The 20723-nt window shown below is 74.5% G+C and carries 16 protein-coding genes; 8 read left to right on the top strand and 8 right to left on the bottom strand.

Translation table 11 applies throughout. From position 1 onward, the window contains the following. Window positions 1-12: 12 nt before the first annotated feature. From IU369_RS12365 to IU369_RS12350, 4 genes are all read right to left on the bottom strand, one after another. On the bottom strand, window positions 13-1071 hold the full coding sequence (locus tag IU369_RS12365) for a cupredoxin domain-containing protein (protein ID WP_217921287.1): 1059 nt from the start codon (window positions 1069-1071) through the stop codon (window positions 13-15). Between the two features lie 309 nt (window positions 1072-1380). Then, a complete protein-coding gene (locus IU369_RS12360; protein ID WP_217921286.1) occupies window positions 1381-2079 on the bottom strand; it encodes an SCO family protein in 699 nt (232 codons plus the stop codon). 509 nt (window positions 2080-2588) lie between these two features. Further along, the gene (locus IU369_RS12355; protein WP_217921285.1) at window positions 2589-4319 is read right to left on the bottom strand and encodes a diguanylate cyclase; all 1731 of its coding nucleotides are present in this window, start codon (window positions 4317-4319) and stop codon (window positions 2589-2591) included. Between the two features lie 286 nt (window positions 4320-4605). Further along, on the bottom strand, window positions 4606-6057 hold the full coding sequence (locus tag IU369_RS12350; RefSeq protein ID WP_217921284.1) for an aldehyde dehydrogenase family protein: 1452 nt from the start codon (window positions 6055-6057) through the stop codon (window positions 4606-4608). A gap of 93 nt (window positions 6058-6150) precedes the next feature. Between IU369_RS12350 and IU369_RS12345 the strand changes: the two genes are divergently transcribed. Further along, window positions 6151-7785, top strand: a complete 1635-nt coding sequence (locus IU369_RS12345) for an acetolactate synthase large subunit (RefSeq protein WP_217921283.1) — start codon at window positions 6151-6153, stop codon at window positions 7783-7785. A 21-nt stretch (window positions 7786-7806) separates the two neighbouring features. Here IU369_RS12345 and IU369_RS12340 read toward each other — a convergent pair whose 3' ends face one another. Continuing rightward, complete coding sequence (locus IU369_RS12340; protein ID WP_217921282.1) at window positions 7807-8946, bottom strand: helix-turn-helix transcriptional regulator; 1140 nt, start codon at window positions 8944-8946, stop codon at window positions 7807-7809. Window positions 8947-9033: 87 nt separating this feature from the next. Here IU369_RS12340 and IU369_RS12335 point away from each other — a divergent pair, with 87 nt between their 5' ends. The 4 genes from IU369_RS12335 to IU369_RS12320 all read left to right on the top strand — a co-directional run bounded on the left by IU369_RS12335 (window position 9034) and on the right by IU369_RS12320 (window position 14226). Further along, on the top strand, window positions 9034-9498 hold the full coding sequence (locus IU369_RS12335) for a cupin domain-containing protein (RefSeq protein ID WP_217921281.1): 465 nt from the start codon (window positions 9034-9036) through the stop codon (window positions 9496-9498). Between the two features lie 173 nt (window positions 9499-9671). Then, complete coding sequence (locus tag IU369_RS12330; protein WP_217921280.1) at window positions 9672-11918, top strand: MMPL family transporter; 2247 nt, start codon at window positions 9672-9674, stop codon at window positions 11916-11918. Beyond that, window positions 11915-13591: a sensor domain-containing protein gene (locus IU369_RS12325; RefSeq protein ID WP_217921279.1), complete on the top strand. Its 1677-nt coding sequence runs from the start codon at window positions 11915-11917 to the stop codon at window positions 13589-13591. Before IU369_RS12330 ends, IU369_RS12325 begins: the two co-directional genes overlap by 4 nt. Then, window positions 13579-14226, top strand: a complete 648-nt coding sequence (locus IU369_RS12320; RefSeq protein ID WP_217921278.1) for a response regulator — start codon at window positions 13579-13581, stop codon at window positions 14224-14226. Before IU369_RS12325 ends, IU369_RS12320 begins: the two co-directional genes overlap by 13 nt. A 15-nt stretch (window positions 14227-14241) precedes the next feature. Here the strand turns inward: IU369_RS12320 and IU369_RS12315 are convergent, their stop codons facing one another. From IU369_RS12315 to IU369_RS12305, 3 genes are all read right to left on the bottom strand, one after another. Continuing rightward, on the bottom strand, window positions 14242-15939 hold the full coding sequence (locus IU369_RS12315) for a DUF262 domain-containing protein (RefSeq protein WP_217921277.1): 1698 nt from the start codon (window positions 15937-15939) through the stop codon (window positions 14242-14244). Window positions 15940-16065: 126 nt separating this feature from the next. Further along, complete coding sequence (locus IU369_RS12310) at window positions 16066-16548, bottom strand: hypothetical protein (RefSeq protein ID WP_217921276.1); 483 nt, start codon at window positions 16546-16548, stop codon at window positions 16066-16068. 34 nt (window positions 16549-16582) lie between these two features. Continuing rightward, the gene (locus tag IU369_RS12305) at window positions 16583-17722 is read right to left on the bottom strand and encodes a C40 family peptidase (RefSeq protein ID WP_217921275.1); all 1140 of its coding nucleotides are present in this window, start codon (window positions 17720-17722) and stop codon (window positions 16583-16585) included. A gap of 107 nt (window positions 17723-17829) precedes the next feature. Between IU369_RS12305 and msrB the strand changes: the two genes are divergently transcribed. The 3 genes from msrB to IU369_RS12290 all read left to right on the top strand — a co-directional run bounded on the left by msrB (window position 17830) and on the right by IU369_RS12290 (window position 20655). Next, a complete protein-coding gene (gene msrB, locus IU369_RS12300; protein WP_217921274.1) occupies window positions 17830-18240 on the top strand; it encodes a peptide-methionine (R)-S-oxide reductase MsrB in 411 nt (136 codons plus the stop codon). A gap of 151 nt (window positions 18241-18391) precedes the next feature. Further along, window positions 18392-19474: a glycoside hydrolase family 3 N-terminal domain-containing protein gene (locus tag IU369_RS12295; protein ID WP_217921273.1), complete on the top strand. Its 1083-nt coding sequence runs from the start codon at window positions 18392-18394 to the stop codon at window positions 19472-19474. Beyond that, window positions 19471-20655, top strand: coding sequence for a molybdopterin molybdotransferase MoeA (locus tag IU369_RS12290; protein WP_217921272.1), 1185 nt, complete (start codon window positions 19471-19473; stop codon window positions 20653-20655). Before IU369_RS12295 ends, IU369_RS12290 begins: the two co-directional genes overlap by 4 nt. Window positions 20656-20723 lie beyond the last annotated feature (68 nt).

Raw genomic sequence — 20723 nt, 5'->3', positions numbered from 1 at the left:
GTCCGGACGCGCCTATCCGACAGTGACCTGGCCCCTCATGTCCGAGTGGACGAGGCAGCGGTACTGGTAGACGCCCGCGACCGGGAAGGTCACCCGGAAGTCGTGCGTCCCCGGGTCGCCGGGTTCCGTCAGGACCCCGCTGTTGAGGTACCCGTTGCCGTGGAGGGTGGGCAGGTACGAGGGGACCGCCGGCGGCGGGTCACTCGGGTACGCCCCCTCGGGGTCGAGCGCGAGGCCCTGCCCCTCGAAGGTGCGCTTGCCGACCGCGTCCAGGAATGCGCTCGGCCCGAACGTGACGGTGTGGATCTCGTTCGCGCCCGCCATGCGGAACAGCACGGTCCCGCCCGGGGCGACGGTCGACGCCGCGGGGAAGAACCGGAACGCCTCCTGGCGGCTGTCGCCGGGGCCGATCAGCACGGGGGCCGTGGCCGCCCGGGCACCGGCGGTGCGCGCCGTGCGCTTCGCGGCCTTCAGGTCGGCGGCCTCGTCGCGCTTCGCCCTGCGGGCCACCTCGGCGGCCGTGTCGGCCGCGGCGGAGCCCTTCTTCACGACCTTCACCGTCCCGCGCATCCGGGGGTGCACGATGCAGCGCACCTGGAAGGAGCCGGTCTTCGGGAACGTGACGGTGAAGCTCGGCCGGCGTCCTCCGACGAAGCCCGAGCTGACCGTGCGTGCGCCCGTGACCTTGGTGCCGCCCGAGGGCGCCGGGGCGACGGGGTTGATGCCGAGGGCCGGGGTCGTCCCGCCCCACCAGTAGGGCTGCCCCGCCGGGTCGTTCGTGACCGGGTTCTGCGCCGACCCCGGGAGCACGAGCGGGATGAGCTTGGTCCCCTTCTTCGGGAACGTGACCGTGTGGAAGCCCTCGATGAGGAACTTCACCGAGCCGCCCTGCTCCACGGTGACGGTCCGTGGATGGAACGTGTTGTACCCGACCGCCAGCGGGCCGTTGAAGCCGCCCGCCGTGACCGATGCCGGTGCCCCCGCCGCGAGGGACGGCGCGAGCAGTCCCACGGCCAGGCCGGCGCAGACCGCCACCGCCCCTCGCCATGACCACCGCCTGGGCTCGTTCATCCTGCACCCCCCTCTCGCGCGCCGCGGGCCGGGTTCCGCCTCTCTGGCGGGGCGACGTCGCGGCGATCGTACGTGCCGATCGTCGCGTTCCGCCAGAGGCGGAAACCCGCCCGGGCGCGCGGATCCAGCGGTGTTCAGGTCACGTTCAGGTTCGCGGTCGCGGGGGCGCGCGCTCCGCGGGGAGCGGTGCTGTTCAGGATGCATTCAGGGGGTCGGCGCAACATTGTCCGAGGAGGGCTCGCGACCTCCTCTCCGGTCGCGAGCCCCCTGCTTTTCCCCGCCGCGCCGACGCGGGCCGCCGCCGGTGGCTCAGGAGGCCGCCAGGCGGGGCAGGTCCCGGGCGACGGCCGCGGACTCGAAGCCGACGGGGTAGGCGGTCACGAGCTCGCCCGAGGCGCTGACGCCGTAGATCAGCGACGTGTGCTCGATGAGCTCCGGGTCGTCCGTCGGGACGTCGGTCGCGACGCCCCAGTCCGCCCACGTCCGCTCCAGCGCCGGACGGGAGCCGATCAGGTAGTCGACGAAGCCGGCGACCCCGCGCTGGTCGAGGAAGCGGCGCACCACGGCGGGGGTGTCGCCCGCCGGGTCGACGGACACGGCGATCACGCGGGTGGCCCTCCCGGCCTTCCCGGCGTCGCGGCGCGCCTCCGCGAGGCTGTTCATGATCAGCGGGCAGACGTCCGGGCAGTTGGCGTAGACGAACGTGACGAGGACGGGCGCGCCGCGCAGGTCGCGGATGTCGACCATGCGGCCGTCGATGTCGCGCAGCTTCAGCGGTGGCGCCTGCCGGACGGGGCTGATCGTGCCGCCCTCGTACGTGACCGGGCCGATGGCGTGGCCGTCGTGGTCGGTCGCGACGTGGTCCGTCCCGGCGCGCCCGGCGGTGTCGGCGCCGGTGGTCGCGGCCGTCGCCGGCGCCGCCGCGTCGGGCGGGTCGTCGGAGGCGCAGCCGGCCAGCAGGGCGAGGGCGGCCGCGAGCGCGGCGCATCCAGCGGACAACGACCTCATGGGGCTCCCCTTCGCGGAGTCGATCCGGGCGACCCGTCTACGGTAGCCCGCCGGACCGTGCGCGGGGAATCCTCCGTCCGTCCCCGCGGCGGCGGGGACGGACGGGGTCCGGTGTCAGTCCTGTCCCTCGTAGTCGGGGTACCACTCGCGGGCAACGGGGGGTGTCCCGTCGTTCCGCGTCCCCTCGTCGTCCTCGACGAGGCCGGGCATGGCGTCTCGCCTCCTGGTGCGGTGAGCGTGCCACGGGCTCGCGTGGGCGCTGCGTGGGGCGGCGTCGCGTGGTGACGCGCGTCGCCGGATCGTCGTTCCGGATCCCGTGCCCACATCCGCTCCCGTGCTCCGGGCGGCCGGCGCGGGCCCGGTGGGCGACGCCCGTCCGCCGGTCCGAGTGTCCGACGGGTCTCCTGACGATGACCTGAACGGACGCGTACCCCCGCCCCGTCCGGGGGATGGCGGCGGGTGCGATCCATCGGCTTCCGCCGAACCGACCGCACCGCGGGGGGCGTCCGTCAGACGCGCAGGCCCGACAGCGCCCACGGCCGCTCCTCGGCGGCGTCGACGACCAGGTCGCCCGCGGCGAGCACGGCGCGGAGTGCCGCGACGGCGTCCGGGCAGAACTGGCTCCCGGTGAGCCGGAGGATCTCGGCCTCGGCGACCGCCGGCGCGAGGGCGGCGCGGTACGGCCGGTCCGACGTCATCACGTCCCAGGCGTCGGCGACGGCGATCAGGCGGGCACCCTCGGGGATCGTGTCCCCGGCGATGCCGTCCGGGTACCCGGCGCCGTCCCAGCGTTCCTGGTGGCGGACCCACGCGACCTGCGCGTCGGGGAGCAGCTCCGCGACGATCTCGGCGCCGAGGGCGGCGTGGTCGCGCACCCGCCCGGTCTCGTCGGGCGTCAAGGGCCCCGGCTTCAGGAGGATCGCGTCGGGCACCCCGATCTTGCCGACGTCGTGCAGCAGCCCGGCGCGGCGCAGGTCGCGGGCGTCCTCGGGGCTCCACCCGCGCCGCCGGGCGAGGGCGTGCGCGAGGGACGCGACCCGCGTCGAGTGCTCGCGGGTCGACCGGTCCTTCGCGTCCACCGCGCGCGCCAGGGCCCGCAGCGCGGCGAGCGCCTGCGCGCGCTCGAGCCGCTCGGCGCGCTCCTCGGCCGAGAGCTCGTGCACGACGTCGGGGGAGTAGAGGTAGGTCACGTCCCGGCCGTGGGCCTTCGCCCAGTAGAGGGCGCCGTCGGCGAGGCGCAGGAGCTCCGCGCTGGTGGAGGCATGTGTCATGTCGCAGATCCCGATGGAGGCCGTCAGCGGCCCGACCTCGCCGAACGGCGTCGCGGCCACGGCGTTGCGGGCCCTCTCCGCCGCCGCGTACGCCGACAGCGCGTCGCTCTCGGGGAGGATCAGCGCGAACTCCTCGCCGCCGACCCGCCCGACGACGTCCTCGGCGCGCGCGAGCGCCGTCAGGCGGGCGGCGACCTCGACGAGGACGCGGTCCCCCGACTGGTGGCCGTGGGCGTCGTTGACGAGCGTGAAGTGGTCGAGGTCGATGAGGGCGACGCTGAGGGGCCGTCCGTGGCGGGCGGCGCGGGCCACCTCCACCTCGAGCCGCTCGTGGAAGACGCGGTGGTTCGGCAGCCCGGTGAGGGGGTCGCGGGCCGCGCGGTCACCGAGGTCCTGGTAGAGCCCCGCCGCGGTGATGCCGCCCTCGAGCGCGGCGGCCACGGTGCCGAGCAGCGACACCTCGCGCGGCCCGAAGCGCGCGCGCCGCGACGACGTGACGTCGAGGACGGCGCGCACGGAGCCGTCGCGTGTGCGGAGGGGCATCACGACCTCGGAGCGCAGCGACTCCATGCCCGGCGCCCGGACGCAGCGCGGGTCGTTCGCCGCGTCGCCCGTGACGACGGGCCGGCCCGACCGGACGGCGTGGCCGAGGAGGCCGCTGTCGAGGTCCTGGACGTAGTCGGCGTCGATGCGCAGGGGCCCGGCGGACGCGGCGAGCAGCAGGCGCCGGGCGTGGTCGTCGCAGCGGAGGATCGCGACGCCGTCGTCGCCGAGGTGGTCGGCGAGGGCCTCGACGGCGGTCCGGAACACCTGGTCGAGGTCGACGATCCCGCCGACCGCGCGGGCGATGTCGTGGGCGACCTCGATGTCGCGGGAGCCGTCGGGCCGCCCCCGCGCGGCGGGCGGGCGGCCGCGCCAGGCGGCGGGACGGTGCCGTCGCCGGCCCGCGGCGTGGGGGTGGGGGTCCATCCCATCCCTCTTCGGCGATCGCCGGCCGACCCCTCATCCTCCCGGGGGCCAGGATTCCGGGGCGGGGTGTGTCGCGCCCGTCGGCGCGAGGCGATCGATATCCCTCATACGGGGGATAAACCGATCGGCCGCGGGGTCGATGACCCTGATGCGGGACGGCGTGCGCGACCGGGGGTCTCACCACCTTTGGCTCGACGCGCCTCCGATCGGCGTCCGGAGGGCACCCGGCCGTCGACGCTCCGGAGAGGGCGGGCGGGACCCCGCCCTCTCCGCGCTTCTCCCTCCGTCAGTCCTCGGGGAGCTGCAGCACGACGAGCTTCGGCTCGGTCATGCTGCGCACCGCGAACCGCGGTCCCTCGCGCGTGTTGCCGCTGTCCTTCACGCCGCCGTACGGCATCTGGTCGGCGCGGAACGTCGGGGTCTCGTTGATGAGGACGCCGCCGAAGTGGAGGCGGCGGGCCCACGACATCGCGGCGTCGGTGCGGGCGGTGAAGATGCCCGCCTGCAGGCCGAACGGCGACGAGTTGGCGAGGTCGATCGCCTCGTCGATGGAGTCGTACGCGGCGAGGCCGACGACCGGGCCGAAGACCTCCTCGCACGACACCTTCATGTCGGGGGAGATGCCCTCGATGACCGTGGGGCGCAGGAGCCCGTCGACGACCTCGCCGCCGGTGAGCACCTCGCCCCCGCTGCGGCGCGCCTCGTCGATCCATCCGGCGATGCGGTCGCGGTTGTCCTCGTCGATGACGGGGCCGACGTCGGTGTCGTCGTCCATCGGGTCGCCCACGACGAGCGCCTCGACGGCGTCGATGAAGAGGGTGCGGAAGCGGTCGAGCGCCTCGCGGGCGACGTAGACGCGCTGCACCGAGATGCACGACTGGCCGGCGTGGGTGAAGCCCGACACCGCGAGCTTGCGCGCCGCCGTCTCGAGGTCGCCGTCGGCCTCGACGATCACGGGCGTCGAGTTGCCGAGCTCCAGCGCGACCTCCTTGCGCGGCTGGCGCTGGCGGATCCCCCACCCGACGGGCGGGGAGCCGGTGAACGAGATCATGGGGACGTCGGGGTGGTCGACGATCGCGTTGCCGACGGTGCCGCCGCCGCCGACCACGACCGACAGGAACCCGGGCGGCAGCCCGGCCTCGGACAACGTGCGGGCGAGGAGCAGCGCCGACAGCGGCGTCGACGACGCCGGCTTCAGCACGACGGGGCAGCCGGAGGCGATCGCGGGCGCCAGCTTGTGGCACACGAGGTTCAGCGGGAAGTTGAACGGCGAGATCGCGCCGACGACGCCGATCGGCTCGCGCAGGATCATCGCGACCTTGCCGGCGCCGGCGGTGCTGGCCTCCATCGGCACCATCTCGCCCGCCAGGTTGCGGGCCTCGAGCGCGGAGAAGGTGAGGGTGTCGACGCAGCGGGCGGCCTCGGCGCGCGCCTGCTTCATGGGCTTGCCGGCCTCGAGGCAGATCGTCCGGGCGAACGCCTCGGAACGTTCGGACACGAGGCGGGCGGCGCGGTCGAGGATCGCCGCGCGCTCGGCCGACGGGGGAGGGGGCAGGTGCTCGCGGGCGCCGTCGACGGCCGTGGCGACGTCCTCCTCGGTCCCCACCGAGACGGTCGCGATGGTCTCGCCCGTGTAGGGGTTGTGGACCGCGAGGTCCTCGTTGCGGTCGTCGAAGGCGCCTCCGAGCAGGAGGCCGGTGGGCTGCCCCCGGTCGAGCGCCGGGCTGTGGATCGCCATCGGTCGAACCCCATCTCGTCGTGGACGGACGTTGCGCAGATTATCCCCGCGGGTACCCTGGCCTGAACGCGCGGACAACCGGGGGAGCCCCACGTGCAGGCGGCAGAGCTGATGGTGCGATGCCTCGAGGCCGAGGGCGTGGAGCGGATCTTCGCGATCCCCGGGGAGGAGACGCTGGAGATCGTCGACCAGCTCAGCCGCTCGACGATCGAGATCGTGATCGTCCGCCACGAGCAGGGCGCCGCGTTCATGGCCGACGTCCACGGGCGCCTCACGGGGCGGGCGGGCACCTGCCTCGGCACCCTCGGTCCCGGCGCGACGAACCTGATCACCGGCATCGGCGACGCGTACCTCGACTACGCGCCCATGGTCGCGATCACCGGCCAGGTGAAGCTCGACCTCGTCCACAAGGAGAGCCACCAGTACGTCGACGTCGTCGACATGCTGCGCCCCGTCACGAAGTGGAACGCCCGCATCGAGCGCCCCGAGACGGTCCCGGAGGTCGTCCGCAAGGCCTTCAAGCTGGCGCAGGCGGAGCGCCCCGGGCCGACGCACCTGGAGCTGTCGGAGACGATCGCGGCCGCGGAGCTGCCGGCGCGGATGCGCCCCCTCGGGTCGAGCGTCCCCGCGGCGAGCCTCCCCGACGACGCCGCGGTGCGCGAGGCCGCCGCGATCATCCGCAGCGCCCGCCGCCCCATCGTCCTCACCGGCAACGGCGTGATCCGCACCGGCGCGTCCCCGGCGCTGCGGGCGTTCTGCGCGCACACCGGCATCCCGGCGTCCCCGACGTTCATGGGCAAGGGCGCGCTCGACGACCGCTCCCGCCTCTCGCTGCCGGCCGTCGGCCTGCAGGCCCGCGACAGCATCTCCGCGGGCCTCGACGAGGCGGACGTCGTCATCTGCGTCGGCTACGACCTCGTCGAGTTCGGCCCCGCGGCGTGGAACCCCGACAACGCGAAGCGGATCATCCACGTCGACGCGCGCCCCGCCGAGGTCGACCAGCACTACATCCCCGAGGTCGAGATCGTCGCGGGCGTCACCGACACCCTCGAGGCGCTGCAGGCGGAGCTGCCGGCGGGGGACGAGCCCCCCTACGCGACGCGGCTGCGGGTGGCCGTCGCGACCGAGCTGGGCGCGTCCGCCGAGCGGCCGGGCGTCGTCAGCCCCCAGGCGGCGATCTCCGCGATCCGCGGGGCGATGCGCCCGCAGGACATCCTCATCTCGGACGTCGGGGCCCACAAGCTCTGGCTCGGCCGGCTCTTCCCGGCGTACGAGCCGAACACCATCATCATCTCGAACGGCTTCGCGACGATGGGGATCGGCCTGCCGGGGGCGATCGCGGCGACGCTCGCCATGCCGGACCGCCGCGTCGTGACGGTGTCCGGCGACGGCGGCTTCATGATGAACGTGCAGGAGATGGAGACCGCCACCCGCCTCGGCCTGCCGGTGGTGGTCGTCGTCTGGGTCGACGGCGCCTACGGGGTCATCGGGTGGAAGCAGGAGCGCCGCTTCGGCCGCACCCACGCCATCCACTTCGGCAACCCCGCCTGGCCCGACCTCGCCCGCGCCTTCGGCTGGACCCACCGCGAGGCGACCGACGGCGCCGCCCTCGGCGCGGCCCTCGCGTCGGCGTTCGAGGACGGCGGCCCCGCCCTCATCACCGTCCCGATCGACTACCGCCACAACGCCCGGCTCGCGAACCTCGGCGAGCCCAGCCTGAGCGCCTGACCCCGGCCCGTCGGGCGCCGGTCACACCGGGCCGGGGCGCGGCGCCGCCACCGGCCCGCCGCGGACCGGCGCCCCGCGCCCGACCCGCCGTTCGTTGTCGCGCAGGCGCGGCTCGTAGTGGGCGAAGAAGACCCCGGCGACAAGCTCCCGGCGGCTGCGCACGCCGGTCTTCTCGAAGACGCTCTTGAGGTGCTGCTGCACGGTGTGGGGCGACACCACGAGGTCGGCGGCGATCTCGTCGGTCGAGCGTCCCTGCAGGACGAGGCGGGTGACGTCCCGCTCGCGGGACGTGAGGCCGTACGCGGCCATGAGGAGCGGGGAGATGCGGGCGGGGTGGGCGGGCTCGACGATGACCGCCGCCCGGCGTCGCCCCTCGACCTCCATCTCCGCGCCGTGCAGCAGCACCCACCGCCCGTCCACGGTGCGCACCCGCGCGACCGCCGGGTGGTCGCGATCGGCGAGCAGGGCGCGACCGGCGACGGCGCGCACCGCCGCGGGGAGCGGCCCGTCGGGTCCCCCGCCCGGCAGGAGGGCGAGCCAGCGCTCCCCCGCCGGGGTCGTCGAGGCCACCCCGCCGGACGTGTCGAGCACCACGACGCCCGGCGCATCCGGCCCGTCGCCGTCGGCGGCCTCGCCGATGAGCAGCGCCCGCCGCACCCCCGCCGCCAGGTCCGGGGCGACGGCGCGCAGGAAGCCGATCTCCCCCTCGGAGAACACGGGGTCCCCCGGCTCGCGGTAGAGGCCGAGCATCCCCCAGGTGTCGCCGGCCGGGGTCCGCAGCGCCACGAGCAACTCCTGCTCGGCGCCGTACGGCTGCATGTAGAGCGTCCAGGCGATCGACGCGGAGGGGTCCCCCCCGGTGGCCTCGTGCAGCGTCGCCGCGCCGCGGGGGGAGCGCGCGACGGCGTCCATCTTGAGGGCGTCGTCCACGGCGTACTCGTGCACGAGCCACTCCGGCGGGATCTCGGGGATGCCCTGCTCGTAGTGGCTCGTGGCCAGCAGCGACGCCGGGTCGAGGGTGAACCAGCACGGGGAGTGCATGTGGGGGACGAGGGGGGCGATCACCTCCGTCGCCTCGCGCCAGAGCGAGACCAGGTCTCCGCCGCGGGTCGCCAACCCGGCGATCCGCATCCGCGCACGCTCCTCGGCGAGCCGACCCACGGCCCGATCGTATTACCACCTTCCTGGGAGGGACACGCCCCGCGACCCGCTCTAGCGTCCGGTCCGTCACGACCACGGGAGGCGGAGATGGACCAGCGCACGGTCGACAGGGCGGCGACGGGGGAGGCGCGGTGGTGGCTCGGTGGCCTCGCCGTGATCCTGGCGGGCGCCGGGCACACGGGCGGGGCGCTCAGCGTGATCGAGGTGACGGCCCCGCCGGGGGAGCGCACGCCGCTGCACGTGCACCACCGCGAGGACGAGACCTTCTACGTCATCGAGGGGTCGGTGACGATCGAGGTGGGGGACGCGCGGGTCGAGCTGGGGCCGGGTGGGCTGGCCGTCGGCCCGCGCGACGTGCCGCACCGCTACACGGCCGGCCCCGAGGGGTGCCGGATGCTCTTCATCTGCACGCCGGGCGGGTTCGAGGGGTTCGTCCGCGCGACGAGCGTCCCGGCGCCCTCCCGGACCCTCCCGCCGGCCGCCGGCGAGCCGGACGTGGAGGCGCTCATGGTCGCCGCGGCCGCCGCGGGCTGCGAGGTCCTCGCGCCCTGATCGCCCACGTGCGGGCGGACGCCGGCGGGAGGACCGGGCGTCCACGGGGTGGGGACAACCCCACCCCCGGGACGCCGGGAGCCGGGAGCGCGGGACGCCGGGACCCCCCATGGGACCGCGGGCGCCGCTGACCGAGGGTCGGGGTGCACCCGCCGACCCCTGGGAGGAGCCCCATGCCACCCCCGCGACCCCCGCTGCTCGAACGCCACGGACGCCGCATGGCCCGTGGCCGCTGGATCGTCATCCCGCTGTTCCTGGTCCTGCTCGTCGGGGCCGTCGTCCTCTCCGGCCGGCTCGGCGAGGTCACCACCTCCGAGCAGTCGATGCCGGGCTCCGAGGGGGCCCGCGGGATCGCGCTCGTCGAGGAGCACTTCTCCGATGGACGGGAGACCTCCGACGTGCAGCCGGTGTTCCGGCACCCGACCCTGACCGTCGACGACCCCGGGTACCGGGCGGCGGTCACGGCGGCGCTCGGCCGCGCCGCGGCGCTCGTGCCCGGCACGCGCGTCGTGTCGTACTTCGACACCGGCAGCCGCGACATGGTCGGCCAGGACGGCCACATGACCTTCGCGACCCTCTCGTACCCCCTCGGCGAGCAGGAGGCGATGGACCTCGTCCCCGCGATCCGGGACGCGATCGGGACGCCGCCCGGCTTCTCCCCGACCCTCGTCGGCGGCGACGCCGCGATGAGCCACGACATCGAGCCCGGCGTCGAGGACAGCCTCGCCCGCGCCGAGATGATCGTGCTGCCGGTCGCGCTGCTGATCCTGCTCGTCTTCTTCGGCAGCGCCGTCAGCGCCCTGCTGCCCCTGCTGATGGCGGGCGTCGCGATCACGTTCGCGATGGCCGGGACCTACGTCGCCGGTCAGGGGATGGAGATCGCCGACCTCGTCACCAACGTCATCACGCTCGTCGGCGTGGCCCTCGGCGTCGACTACTCGCTGCTCGTCGTCTCCCGCTTCCGCGACGAGATCCGGGGCGGCGCGGACCGCGTGACCGCCACCGGGCGGACCGTCGCCACCGCCGGCCGCGCCGTGCTGCTGTCGGGCGTCACCGTCGCGATCGGCCTCGCGGTGCTCGTCGCGCTGCCCGTCCCGTTCATGCGGTCGCTCGGCGTCGGCGGGATGCTGGTGCCGGTCGCCGCCGTCCTGTGCGCCCTCACCATCCTTCCGGCGACGCTCGCCGCCCTCGGGCCGCGCGTCGACTCCCTGCGCGTCTACTCGCGGCGCTGGCGCCTGCGGGAGGCGGCCGTCTGGGGTCCGATCGCCCGGGCCGTCACCGGCCGGGCGATCCCGGTCGCGGCCGTGGTGCTCGTCGGCCTCCTGGCGCTCGCCGGCCAGTCCGGCGGCATGAGCATCCACCAGGACCAGCTCGCCGACTCCCCCGGCCTCGAGTCCACGCAGGCGGGGCTGCTGGTGCGCGACGAGCTCGGCGGGACCTTCAACCCGAACGTCTACGTCATCGACACCGGCCGCCCCGGCGGCGCCTACGACCCGGCGACCATCTCGTCGCTCGCCGGCGTCGCGGACGGCCTGCGGGCCGAGGCGGGCGTCGTCAGCGGCGTCACGTGGCCGACCACCACCGACCCCGCGGCGTTCCGCGCCGCGGCCGGGCAGGGGCTCGTCGACGCGAGCGGCCGGTTCGCCCTCATGCAGGTCGCGCCGCACGGTGACGAGATGTCGCCCTCGGCGCGGGCGCTGAACGCCCTGATGTCCGACCGCAAGGAGGACGTCGCCGCGATCGTGCCCGGCGGCGAGGTGCTGCTGACCGGCGCCCCCGCCGTCACGAACGAGTTCACCGACGCGCTCTACGGGCCGTTCCCCTGGCTCGTGGCGGGTGTGCTGGTGCTGACGCTCGTCGCGTTGATGCGGGCGTTCCGGTCGTGGCTGATCCCGCTGATGGCGGTCGTGCTGTCGGGCGTGTCGCTCCTCGCGACGTACGGCCTGCTGTACCTCGTCTTCCAACGAGGGTTCGGCGGGGGGATCCTCGGCGTCGACCACGACGTCCGCGGCATCGCGCTGTGGGTGCCGGTGATGCTGTTCGCGTTCCTGTTCGGCATCTCGATGGACTACCAGGTGTTCCTGGTGGAGCGGATGCGCGAGCTGCGCGACGACGGCGCCGCCAACATCGACGCCGTCCGCGGCGGGCTGGCGGGCACCGGCCGGGTCGTCGGGACCGCGGCGATGATCATGATCGTCGCGTTCGGCGGGTTCATCGCCGGCTCGGACGTCGGCATGAAGGAGTTCGGGTTCGGCCTCGCCGCGGCCGTCGCGGTCGACGCCCTCCTCGTGCGGTGCCTCATCGTCCCCGCGCTGATGCGCCTCGCCGGGGAACGCAACTGGACGATGCCGCACGGGCTCGCGCGGGTCGTTCGGGTGCGCCCCCGGCCGGCGGCTCGTACGATCGGTGGCCTGCGATGAGCCTCGTCCACCGCCACGTCATCGCGCCGCTCCGGGACGGCCGCGCCCCGCGGCGCCTCGCGCTCCTCGCGAGCGCGATCCCGCTCGGCACCGCCTGGTTCGTGTTCCTCGTCGTCGGGTGGTCGCTCGGCCTCGGCCTGGCGATCACCCTCCTCGGCCTCCCCATCCTGTTCGGGGTGGCCGCGGGGGCCCGCGTGTTCGCCGAGCTCGAGCGCCGGCTGATGGAGTCGCTGGTCGGGGTGCGCACCGCGCGCCCCGGCCACGGGCTGCACCGCGGCTCGCTCCTCGCGACGCTGAGGTCGCTGGCGACCGACGCGGCGAGCTGGCGCGACCAGGCGTTCCTGATGCTGCGGTTCGTCGTCGGGCTGCCGCTCGCGGTGCTCGTCATCGCGGTGGTCGGCGCCGGCGTCCAGATGACCGCCGCGGTGACCTTCTTCCACGCATCGCCGATCGACATCGGCATCTGGTCGGTCGACACGCTGACCGAGGCGATCCTCGTGCTGCCGCTCGGGCTGCTGGTGCTCGCGTTGTCGGTGCCGCTGGTGCAGGCCGTCGGCGAGCTCTGGATCCGGATCGCGCGGGGCGTCCTCGGGCCCGCGACGGACCCCGCGCCGCGGCGGCCGCCGCGCGGGCCGGGCGTGCGCGTCCCGCGGCCGGGCCGGAACGCGATGCGCGGGCTCGGGTTCCACGCCGCGGCGTACGCCGCCGTCAACCTGATCCTCGTCGTGATCTGGGTTGCCACGACGCCCGGCGGCTACTTCTGGCCGTTCTGGACCCTCGTCCCGCTCGGGACGATCCTCGCGATCCACGCCGTCATCGTCGGCGCCCCGTGGGCGCTGCCCGACGCCGGGCCGCGCGGGGTGGCGCTGGCCCGCACCGCCGGCGTCTGCGGCGCGATGGGGACGTTCACGGTCGCGATCTGGCTCTTCACCACCCCGGGGTCGTACTTCTGGCCGGTGTGGGTGCTGATCGGGCTCGCCGTGATCGTCGGCCTGCACGCCCTGCGGGTGGTGCTCGGCGTCGGGGAGCGCGACGAGATGGCCGAGCGCATCGACACCCTCACGGCCACCCGGGCCGGGGCGGTCGACGCCCAGGCCGCGGAGCTGCGGCGCATCGAGCGCGACCTGCACGACGGCGCGCAGGCGCGGCTGGTGTCGCTCGCGATGGACCTCGGCATGGCGCGCGAGAAGCTCGACGGCGCGCCCGACGAGGCACGCACCCTGGTCACCGGGGCGCACGAGGAGGCCAAGCGGGCCCTCGTCGAGCTGCGCGACCTGGCGCGGGGGATCCACCCGGCGGTCCTCACGGATCGCGGCCTCGCCGCCGCGCTCGGGTCGCTCTCGGGCGCGAGCCGCATCCCGCTGCGGCTGGAGGTGGACGTGCGCGAACGGCTCGACCCGCCCCTCGAGGCCGCCGCCTACTTCGTCGTGTCGGAGGCCATCGCGAACGCGGCGAAGCACAGCGGCGCCACCGCGATGGAGGTCGCCGTCGTCCGCGACCGCGACCGGCTGCGCGTGCGCGTCACCGACGACGGCGTCGGCGGGGCCGACCCCGACGGGGACGGCCTCGTCGGGATGCGGCGCCGGGTCGAGGCCCACGACGGGGTGCTGCGCGTCACCAGCCCGGCCGGGGCGGGCACGACCATCGAGGCGGTGATCCCGTGCGCGTCGTGATCGCGGAGGACCTGGCGCTGCTCCGCGACGGCATCGTCCGCCTGCTCCGCGACAACGGCATGGAGGTCGTCGCCGCCGTCGAGGACGGCGACGCCCTCGTGGAGGCGGTCGTCCGCGAGCGCCCCGACGTCGCGGTCGTCGACGTGCGCCTGCCGCCGTCGTTCCGCGACGAGGGACTGCGGGCCGCGCTCGAGGCCCGGCGGCGGGTCCCCGGCACCGCCGTGCTCGTCGTCTCCCAGTACGTCGAGCAGACCTACGCCGTCGAGCTGCTCGCCGACGGGGCCGGGGGGATCGGCTACCTGCTGAAGGAGCGGATCGCCGACCCCGCGGACTTCGTCGACGCCGTCCGGCGGGTCGCGGCGGGGGGGACGGCCCTCGACCCCGAGGTGGTCTCCCAGCTCGTCGCCCGCCGCGGGCCGGCGTCGCCGGTGGGGGAGCTGACCCCGCGGGAGCGGGAGGTGCTGGAGCTGATGGCGGAGGGGCGGTCCAACGGCGCGATCGCCGCGGCGCTCGTCGTCACCGAGGGCGCCGTCGAGAAGCACGTCTCGAACATCTTCGGCAAGCTCGGCCTCGGCCGGGCGGAGGGGTCGCACCGGCGGGTGCTGGCGGTGCTCGCCTTCCTGCGCAGCGGGTGAAAGAGAGCGCGGCAGCTACACGCGACCCGTGCTCACCTCTAGTGGCCAGATCCGAGGAGCGTGCACTGCCAGTTCACGTTGCCTCTCCTCGACGGCAGCGGGGGTCCATTCAGTGTGAGCTAATAGGCTGCGCGTCAGGACAAGGGCCGAGGCCGCGTAAGCCCTCTCCTTCTTGAGGTCGAAGCCTCCGTTACGTATCGCCTTATTCGGCCGTTGAGCCAGCAGCGTTAAGTTGCCTAGCCTGTTGACGTGGTCAACACTGTCCTCTGGCCAAGCCTCCCAGGCCTCGGCGTCAGGAGTCTTGGGATAAATATGCTCAACGTTCACGTTAGCCGGGGTCTGTACCTCGTTGTCGTCGGGCCTCAGATACTCCTCGAGGCCGCGAAGCACGTATGCTGCTTGAAATATCCTGCCCAGCGAAACCGTCGAGAAGGCACTTACGAACGCCGCATCGTTCGGCGCAAAACTCTCAAGAGTTAGCCGGGTCTCTACGACATCTGCCGACGTCCGCAGCGCGACGGCGGCGGAGTAAAGAACAGCCTCGAGCAGGGTCCCCTCACGTTGTCCCACGATCGAGTGGCGGACGATCAGGCTCAGCGCGCTCCGTCCGACGGCCACTTGGCCGTCGGGACTCAAAGTGGCCTTGGCACTGAGAAGCAAAGGATAGGCAGCGTGGGCGCGGAGAGTCCGCAGGGACGCAAGGACTGACTGGAATCCAGAATCAACGTCTCTGCCGGCGAGCAGTCCCTCGTAGACTTCGGCGTCGGCCGCCAATTGCTGGCTGAACGCGAGAGACTGAATGTCGTCCTGTTCCAAACGTCGTCGAATGAGACGGTATAGGGCCTTCGCCTTCGGATCGCCATAGCGAGAGGTCCAGAAATGTCTAATGAAATCCTCTACCCGCGGCGCACCGTACTCGGAAAGGTCCTGTACGTCCTCCCAGTTGACCATGATGGACTCTCGGTGTGCTGCTGCGGCGCGCCGGAGGAGTAGGTTTCGGAGTAGGTCGGGCGTAGAAAGACCGATGCCGCGGTCGTTGAGCGTTTCAAACACCGATGCAGCGTTGTCTTCATCGTCGCTCGTCACGGCGATGACGGACATGTGATCCGTCAGCACCGTGCGAATCCACAAGATTATCTGAGCGTAGTGGTCCGGAGCAACGCCAACGCCCAAGTCCGCTATCGCCGCATCAAAGTACGCCCGAGCCTTCCTGATGAGCTTCTGAGACGCGAGTGAGGCGCGCGGTGCTACCCAATCCTCCACGCGAGGTGCCTGAATCTCTTGTCTGAAGAATTCGCGGTCAAACCGGCTAAGAGTGAGAGCGTAAGACGTCTCCTGCCGTGCGTCGTCGTAGCGTGCGATGTATCTGTCCTGCGTCCTAACCGCTGCGTCTGGGCGTAGCGGACGAAGTGCGTCCCGGATGGACGAAAGAAGGATCGTGGCAGTGGCGAGCCGTTGCTGACCGTCAAGCAACAAAGCTGAACCCGTTCGCGTGACCAGAACCACCGAACCGAGGAAGTACTCCCTGTCGGCAATTAGGTCCGCACTCGGGTAAGAGTCTGCGAAACCCTGCAGATCGGCCCAGAAGAGTTCGTGCTCTGCGCGGTCCCAGGCATAGGAGCGCTGCCAGTCCGGGACTTCAATCGAGGAGATGTCATTGCCCGAGAGAAGTCCAGCTAGGGACTTCTTGCTTGCGCTGTACTGGTCAGGCATGGCGAAAGTCTAGAGGTCGCGAACCGCTTAGGCAGCGCAGGCTCGGCCTCGGCCGGGCGGAGGGGTCGCACCGCCGGGTGCTGGCGGTGCTCGCCTTCCTGCGCAGCGGCTAGGCGGCGGCGGTCGTCAGTGGCCGAGCGCGACCTTGACGGCCACGACCACCACCCCGGCGGCGACGGTCGCCGCGGCCCGCAGCACCGCGAGGTGCCGCCCCAGGCCCGCGGCGCGTGACGCCGTGTACCCGATGGCGGCGATGATCCCGGCGAGAACGATGACGGCCGAGCCGGCGCCGACCCGGTCGCCGAAGAGCAGCATCGGGAGGGTCGCGACGAGCGCGACCCCGAGGGCGGCGGCGACCTGGGCCGCGCCGCTGACGACGTCCTCCCGCTCGACCGACCCGCCGGAGTAGAGCTGGGCCGCCAGGTGGAACGCGAACCAGTGGGCGGCGGCGAGCCCCGCCGCGGCGCCCCAGAGGATCGCAATCACCTCGGCGTCGTCGGCGAGGTCGCCGGAGGGGATCGCGACGACGGTGGCGAGCAGCACGACGGCGACGTAGAGCACCATCGTCGCCATCTCGCGGCGGAGCGGGTCGGCGGCACCCTTCGGCATCGGCGCAGGCTACCGCCGCGCGACGGATCCGGCTCTAGGGACCGAGCTGGGTGATGCGACGTCCGAACGCGGTCGCCGACGGCCAGTAGTCGTCGAGGTGGCTGAGCGCGACGCCGGCCCGGGAGCCGGAGGAGTGGATCATCCAGCCGTTGCCGACCGCGATGCCGGTGTGGCCTATCGTGCCCTTGCGGGCCGCCGGGCCGCCCGCGCCGAAGAAGACGAGGTCGCCGGGCGCGAGGGCCGCGACGGGGACGCGCTCGGTGGGGCGCTCGAACGCCATCGCGTCGGCGGTGCGCCCGAGGAGGCCGGTGCCGAGGGACATCTGCGCGGCGGCGGTCCGGCCCTTGTACGCCCACCACACGAGACCCGAGCAGTCGAAGCCGCCGTGTCCCTGCGCGCCCCAGGGGGAGCGGACGCCCGGCCAGTCGCCACCCCAGATGTAGGGCTGGCCGACCTGCCAGAACGCCGCCTGCACCGCCGCGAACCGCTGGGGGGTCATCGCGGGGAGGCTGATGCTGCGGTAGCGGGCGAGCCTCGCGCGCTGCCACGAGCCGACCATCCGTGCCCGGTCGAGGGCGTAGACGACGTCGGCGAGGCGCACGGCCTCGCCGCGGGAGCGCTCGCGGGCGTCCTGCGTGGCCGGCCGGTTGTAGACGAGTCCCGCCTCGCGGGCGAGGAGCTCGCTCGGCGCGTTGCGGGGCATGCGCAGGCGCTGGCCGCTCGCGATCGTGATGCGGGCCAGGCCGCGCAGCTCCGGCTCGAGGCCGAGGGCTCGGACCATGCGCAGGTTGACGGTCCAGGCGCTCGCCGGCGCGGCCGGGTCGGGGCTGGCGGGGGCGACGCCCGTGAGGATGCCGACCGCGCGGTCGAGGTCGCCGCGGGTGGCGTCGCGCGACAGGTCGGCGCCGGCCAGCTCGGGCCAGAGCGCCGACAGCCGCTTCGCGGAGGGGAGCGCCCAGGCGTCGAGGCCGCCGGTCGGGGCGGCGGGGGCGACGGGCGCGGCGCCCCGGGCGGGCGCGACCGGGGCGGCGGGCGCCACCGGGGTGGGCGCGACGGCCGGGGCCGGGACGGCGGGGGGCGGAGGCGGTGGTGGCGGCGACGCTGCCACCGCCACGCCGGCTCCCCAGAGGAGGGCCAGCGCGGCGGCGGCGGGCAGGAGGATGCGTCGCGTCACACCAGGTTCGTCGGCCCGCCGGACCCGATCCTGCAGCCGTGAGGTCGCGGGGGACCCGGCGTGTGCCACATTGGTGACGGGACGACACCGACGATGCCGGAGGCGACATGGCCGACGAGACGGATGCGCGCGACGCCGAGTGGCGTGAGCGGCTGACCCCGGAGCAGTACGCCGTGGCCCGGCAGGGCGCCACGGAGCGGGCCTTCACGGGCGAGTACTGGGACCACCACGAGGACGGGGTCTACACCTGCGTCTGCTGCGGAACGCCGCTGTTCGACGCGCAGACGAAGTTCGAGTCGGGGACGGGCTGGCCGAGCTTCTTCCAGCCCACCGACCCCGCGACGGTCGAGGGACGCGAGGACCGCAGCCACGGGATGGTGCGCGTCGAGGCCGTGTGCTCCGGGTGCGGCGCGCACCTCGGGCACGTGTTCCCCGACGGCCCCGCGCCGACGGGCCTGCGGTACTGCATCAACTCGGCCTCCCTCGGATTCGCCGAGCGGGACCGGGACCCATCCTGAACCCGTCGCATCTCGCGGCGCGGATGCACGAGATCGCTCGCGCCATACGGGATTCGGCGCGACCGCAGGGGTCACCCTCGCGGTGCGACGCCGAATCCCGCCTGACGCGGCGCTCTCGCGCCCCGCATCCACGATCTCCAACGGATTCAGGTTGATCCTGGGCGTCGCCGGGGCCCTGGTGGCCCTCACCCTGGCCGGGGCCGCCGCGGGCGCGCCCCCGGCCTCGGTCGCCCCGACGCGGCTCGCCGAGCTGACGCCCGCCCAGCTCGCCGGGCAGCGGATGGTGTTCGGCTTCCCGGGGACCCGGCCGCCCGCCGACCTGGTGCGGCGCATCCGCCGGGGCGAGGCGGGTGCCGTGATCCTGCTCGGCGGCAACACGCCGACGCGGGCGGCGGCGCGCGACCTGGTGCGGCGCCTCCAGGCGATCCGCCGGCCGGCCGCGCTCGACGAGCCCCTGCTGGTGATGATCGACCAGGAGGGCGGGCTGGTGCGGCGCCTCGACGGCCCGCCGACCCGTTCGGCGGAGCGGATGGGCGCCGACGGGGTCGCCGCGACCCGCGCCGCGGGCCGGGCGACGGGGCGCCTGCTGGCGGGGGTCGGCGTGAACCTCGACCTCGCGCCGGTCGCGGACGTCGCCCGTCCCGGGTCGGCGCTCGCCCGCGACGGCCGCGTCTTCGGGACCGCGCCGGGTCGCGTGGCGTCGGTGACCGTCGCGTTCGCCGCCGGGCTCCGCGACGCCGGGGTGGCCGCCGCCGCGAAGCACTTCCCGGGCATCGGGGCGGCGACGGTCTCCACCGACGTCGCGCCGGTGCGGATCCGCCTCGGCGCGGAGGAGCTGCGCCGCGTCGACCTGCGCCCCTTCCGCGCGCTGATCGCCCACGACGTCCCCGTCGTCATGCTCGGCACCGCCGTCTACCCGGCGCTCGACCCGGGACGGCCCGCCGCCCTGTCGCGCGCCATCTCCACGGACCTGCTGCGCGACGAGCTCGGGTTCGGGGGCGTCACCGTGACCGACGCCCTCGACACCCCCGCCCTCGCCCCCGTCGGGGGTCCCGGGACGGTGGCGGTGCGGGCCGCGGGGGCCGGGTCCGACCTGCTGATCCACACGGGGTACGCGCCCGGCGTCACCGCCGCGGGGGCCGTGTCCCGCGAGATCCGGAGGGGCACCCTCGACCGGGTCGAGGCCGAGGCGGCCGTCGCGCGGGTGCTGCGGCTGAGGCGCGACCTGGGATGAGCCTGCGGAACGTCACGTTCGACGAGGCCCGCGAGGAGATGCGGTCACGGGCGCCGCTCCCGGAACCGGAGACGGTGCCGCTCGACGGGCTGACCGGACGGCGGCTGGCGCGCGACCTGCGGGCCCGCGTCGACAACCCCGCGTTCACGAACTCGGCGATGGACGGGTTCGCGGTGCGCGCCGCCGACGCCGCCGGCGGGCGGCCGCTGCGGCTGGTGGGGGAGAGCCGCGCGGGTGTCCCGTTCACGGGGGACGTCGGGCCGGGCGAGGCGATACGCATCTCCACCGGCGCCGTCCTCCCGGACGCGCTCGACGCGGTGCTGCGGAAGGAGGACGCCGACGACCGCGGGGACGTGGTCGTCGCGCGGACGCCCCCGCCGGCCGGGGCGTTCGTGCGCGCCCGCGCCGAGGACGTGCGCCGCGGCGACCTGCTGCTGCCCGCCGGCCACCGGGTCGCGGCGCACGAGATCGCGACGATCGCGGCGATGGGGCTCGGCGAGGCGCTCTGCGACCGGCGCCTGCGGGTGACCGTGCTCGGCAGCGGCGACGAGGTCGTCGGGCCCGACCGGGTGCTGGCCCCCGGCCAGGTCTACGACGCGAACCGCCCCGGCATCGCCGCCCAGGCGCGCGCGGCGGGGGCCGAGGTGCTGACGAGCGGGCTCATCCCCGACGACCGCGACGCGACCGTCGCGGCGCTCGCCGCCGCCCTCGACGCCGACCCCGCCCCCGACCTCGTCGTCACCACGGGCGGCGTCTCGGTGGGCCCGCACGACCACCTGCGCCCCGCCTTCGCCGCCGTCGGAGTGCGGGAGACCCTGTTCGGCGTGCAGATCCGCCCGGGGCACCCGCTGTGGCTCGGGGTGCGGGGGGCGCAGGTCGCGATCGGCCTGCCGGGGAACCCGGTGTCGGCGGCCGTCTGCTTCCACGCCTTCGCCCGCCCGCTCCTCAGCGTCGACGACGACTGGGACACGCGGATGCCCCTCGCCGTGGCCTACCGTGCCGCGACGCCCCGCACCGAGCTGATCCGCTGCCGCGAACGCGACGGCGCGCTCGTACCCATGTCCCGGCAGGCGTCGCACGACGTCACCTCGCTGGCGGGCGCCACCCACCTCGCGGTGATCCCCGCCGAGGCGGAGCACCTGGCGGCGGGTGAGCGGGTGCGCTGCTGCCGCCTGGCGTAGGCGCCGTCCCCCCGGCGGGCCCGGTCGTGGTAGACCGGCACCATCCCGGTCGACCCGAAGGAGCAGCG

It is taken from the genome of Miltoncostaea oceani (genome assembly GCF_018141545.1).
In the GTDB taxonomy this organism is placed as follows: Bacteria; Actinomycetota; Thermoleophilia; order Miltoncostaeales; family Miltoncostaeaceae; genus Miltoncostaea; species Miltoncostaea oceani.
Note: the sequence above shows the minus strand (reverse complement) of the source record. Positions and strands in the feature narration are given on the sequence as shown.

Coding starts and splice junctions, on each gene's coding strand:
- IU369_RS12335 (WP_217921281.1), top strand. CDS start 9,034: ATGGACCAGCGCACGGTCGACAGGGCGGCGACGGGGGAGGCGCGGTGG.
- IU369_RS12350 (WP_217921284.1), bottom strand. CDS start 6,057: ATGGCGATCCACAGCCCGGCGCTCGACCGGGGGCAGCCCACCGGCCTC.
- msrB (WP_217921274.1), top strand. CDS start 17,830: ATGGCCGACGAGACGGATGCGCGCGACGCCGAGTGGCGTGAGCGGCTG.
- IU369_RS12290 (WP_217921272.1), top strand. CDS start 19,471: ATGAGCCTGCGGAACGTCACGTTCGACGAGGCCCGCGAGGAGATGCGG.
- IU369_RS12360 (WP_217921286.1), bottom strand. CDS start 2,079: ATGAGGTCGTTGTCCGCTGGATGCGCCGCGCTCGCGGCCGCCCTCGCC.
- IU369_RS12330 (WP_217921280.1), top strand. CDS start 9,672: ATGCCACCCCCGCGACCCCCGCTGCTCGAACGCCACGGACGCCGCATG.
- IU369_RS12315 (WP_217921277.1), bottom strand. CDS start 15,939: ATGCCTGACCAGTACAGCGCAAGCAAGAAGTCCCTAGCTGGACTTCTC.
- IU369_RS12365 (WP_217921287.1), bottom strand. CDS start 1,071: ATGAACGAGCCCAGGCGGTGGTCATGGCGAGGGGCGGTGGCGGTCTGC.
- IU369_RS12325 (WP_217921279.1), top strand. CDS start 11,915: ATGAGCCTCGTCCACCGCCACGTCATCGCGCCGCTCCGGGACGGCCGC.
- IU369_RS12355 (WP_217921285.1), bottom strand. CDS start 4,319: ATGGACCCCCACCCCCACGCCGCGGGCCGGCGACGGCACCGTCCCGCC.
- IU369_RS12310 (WP_217921276.1), bottom strand. CDS start 16,548: ATGCCGAAGGGTGCCGCCGACCCGCTCCGCCGCGAGATGGCGACGATG.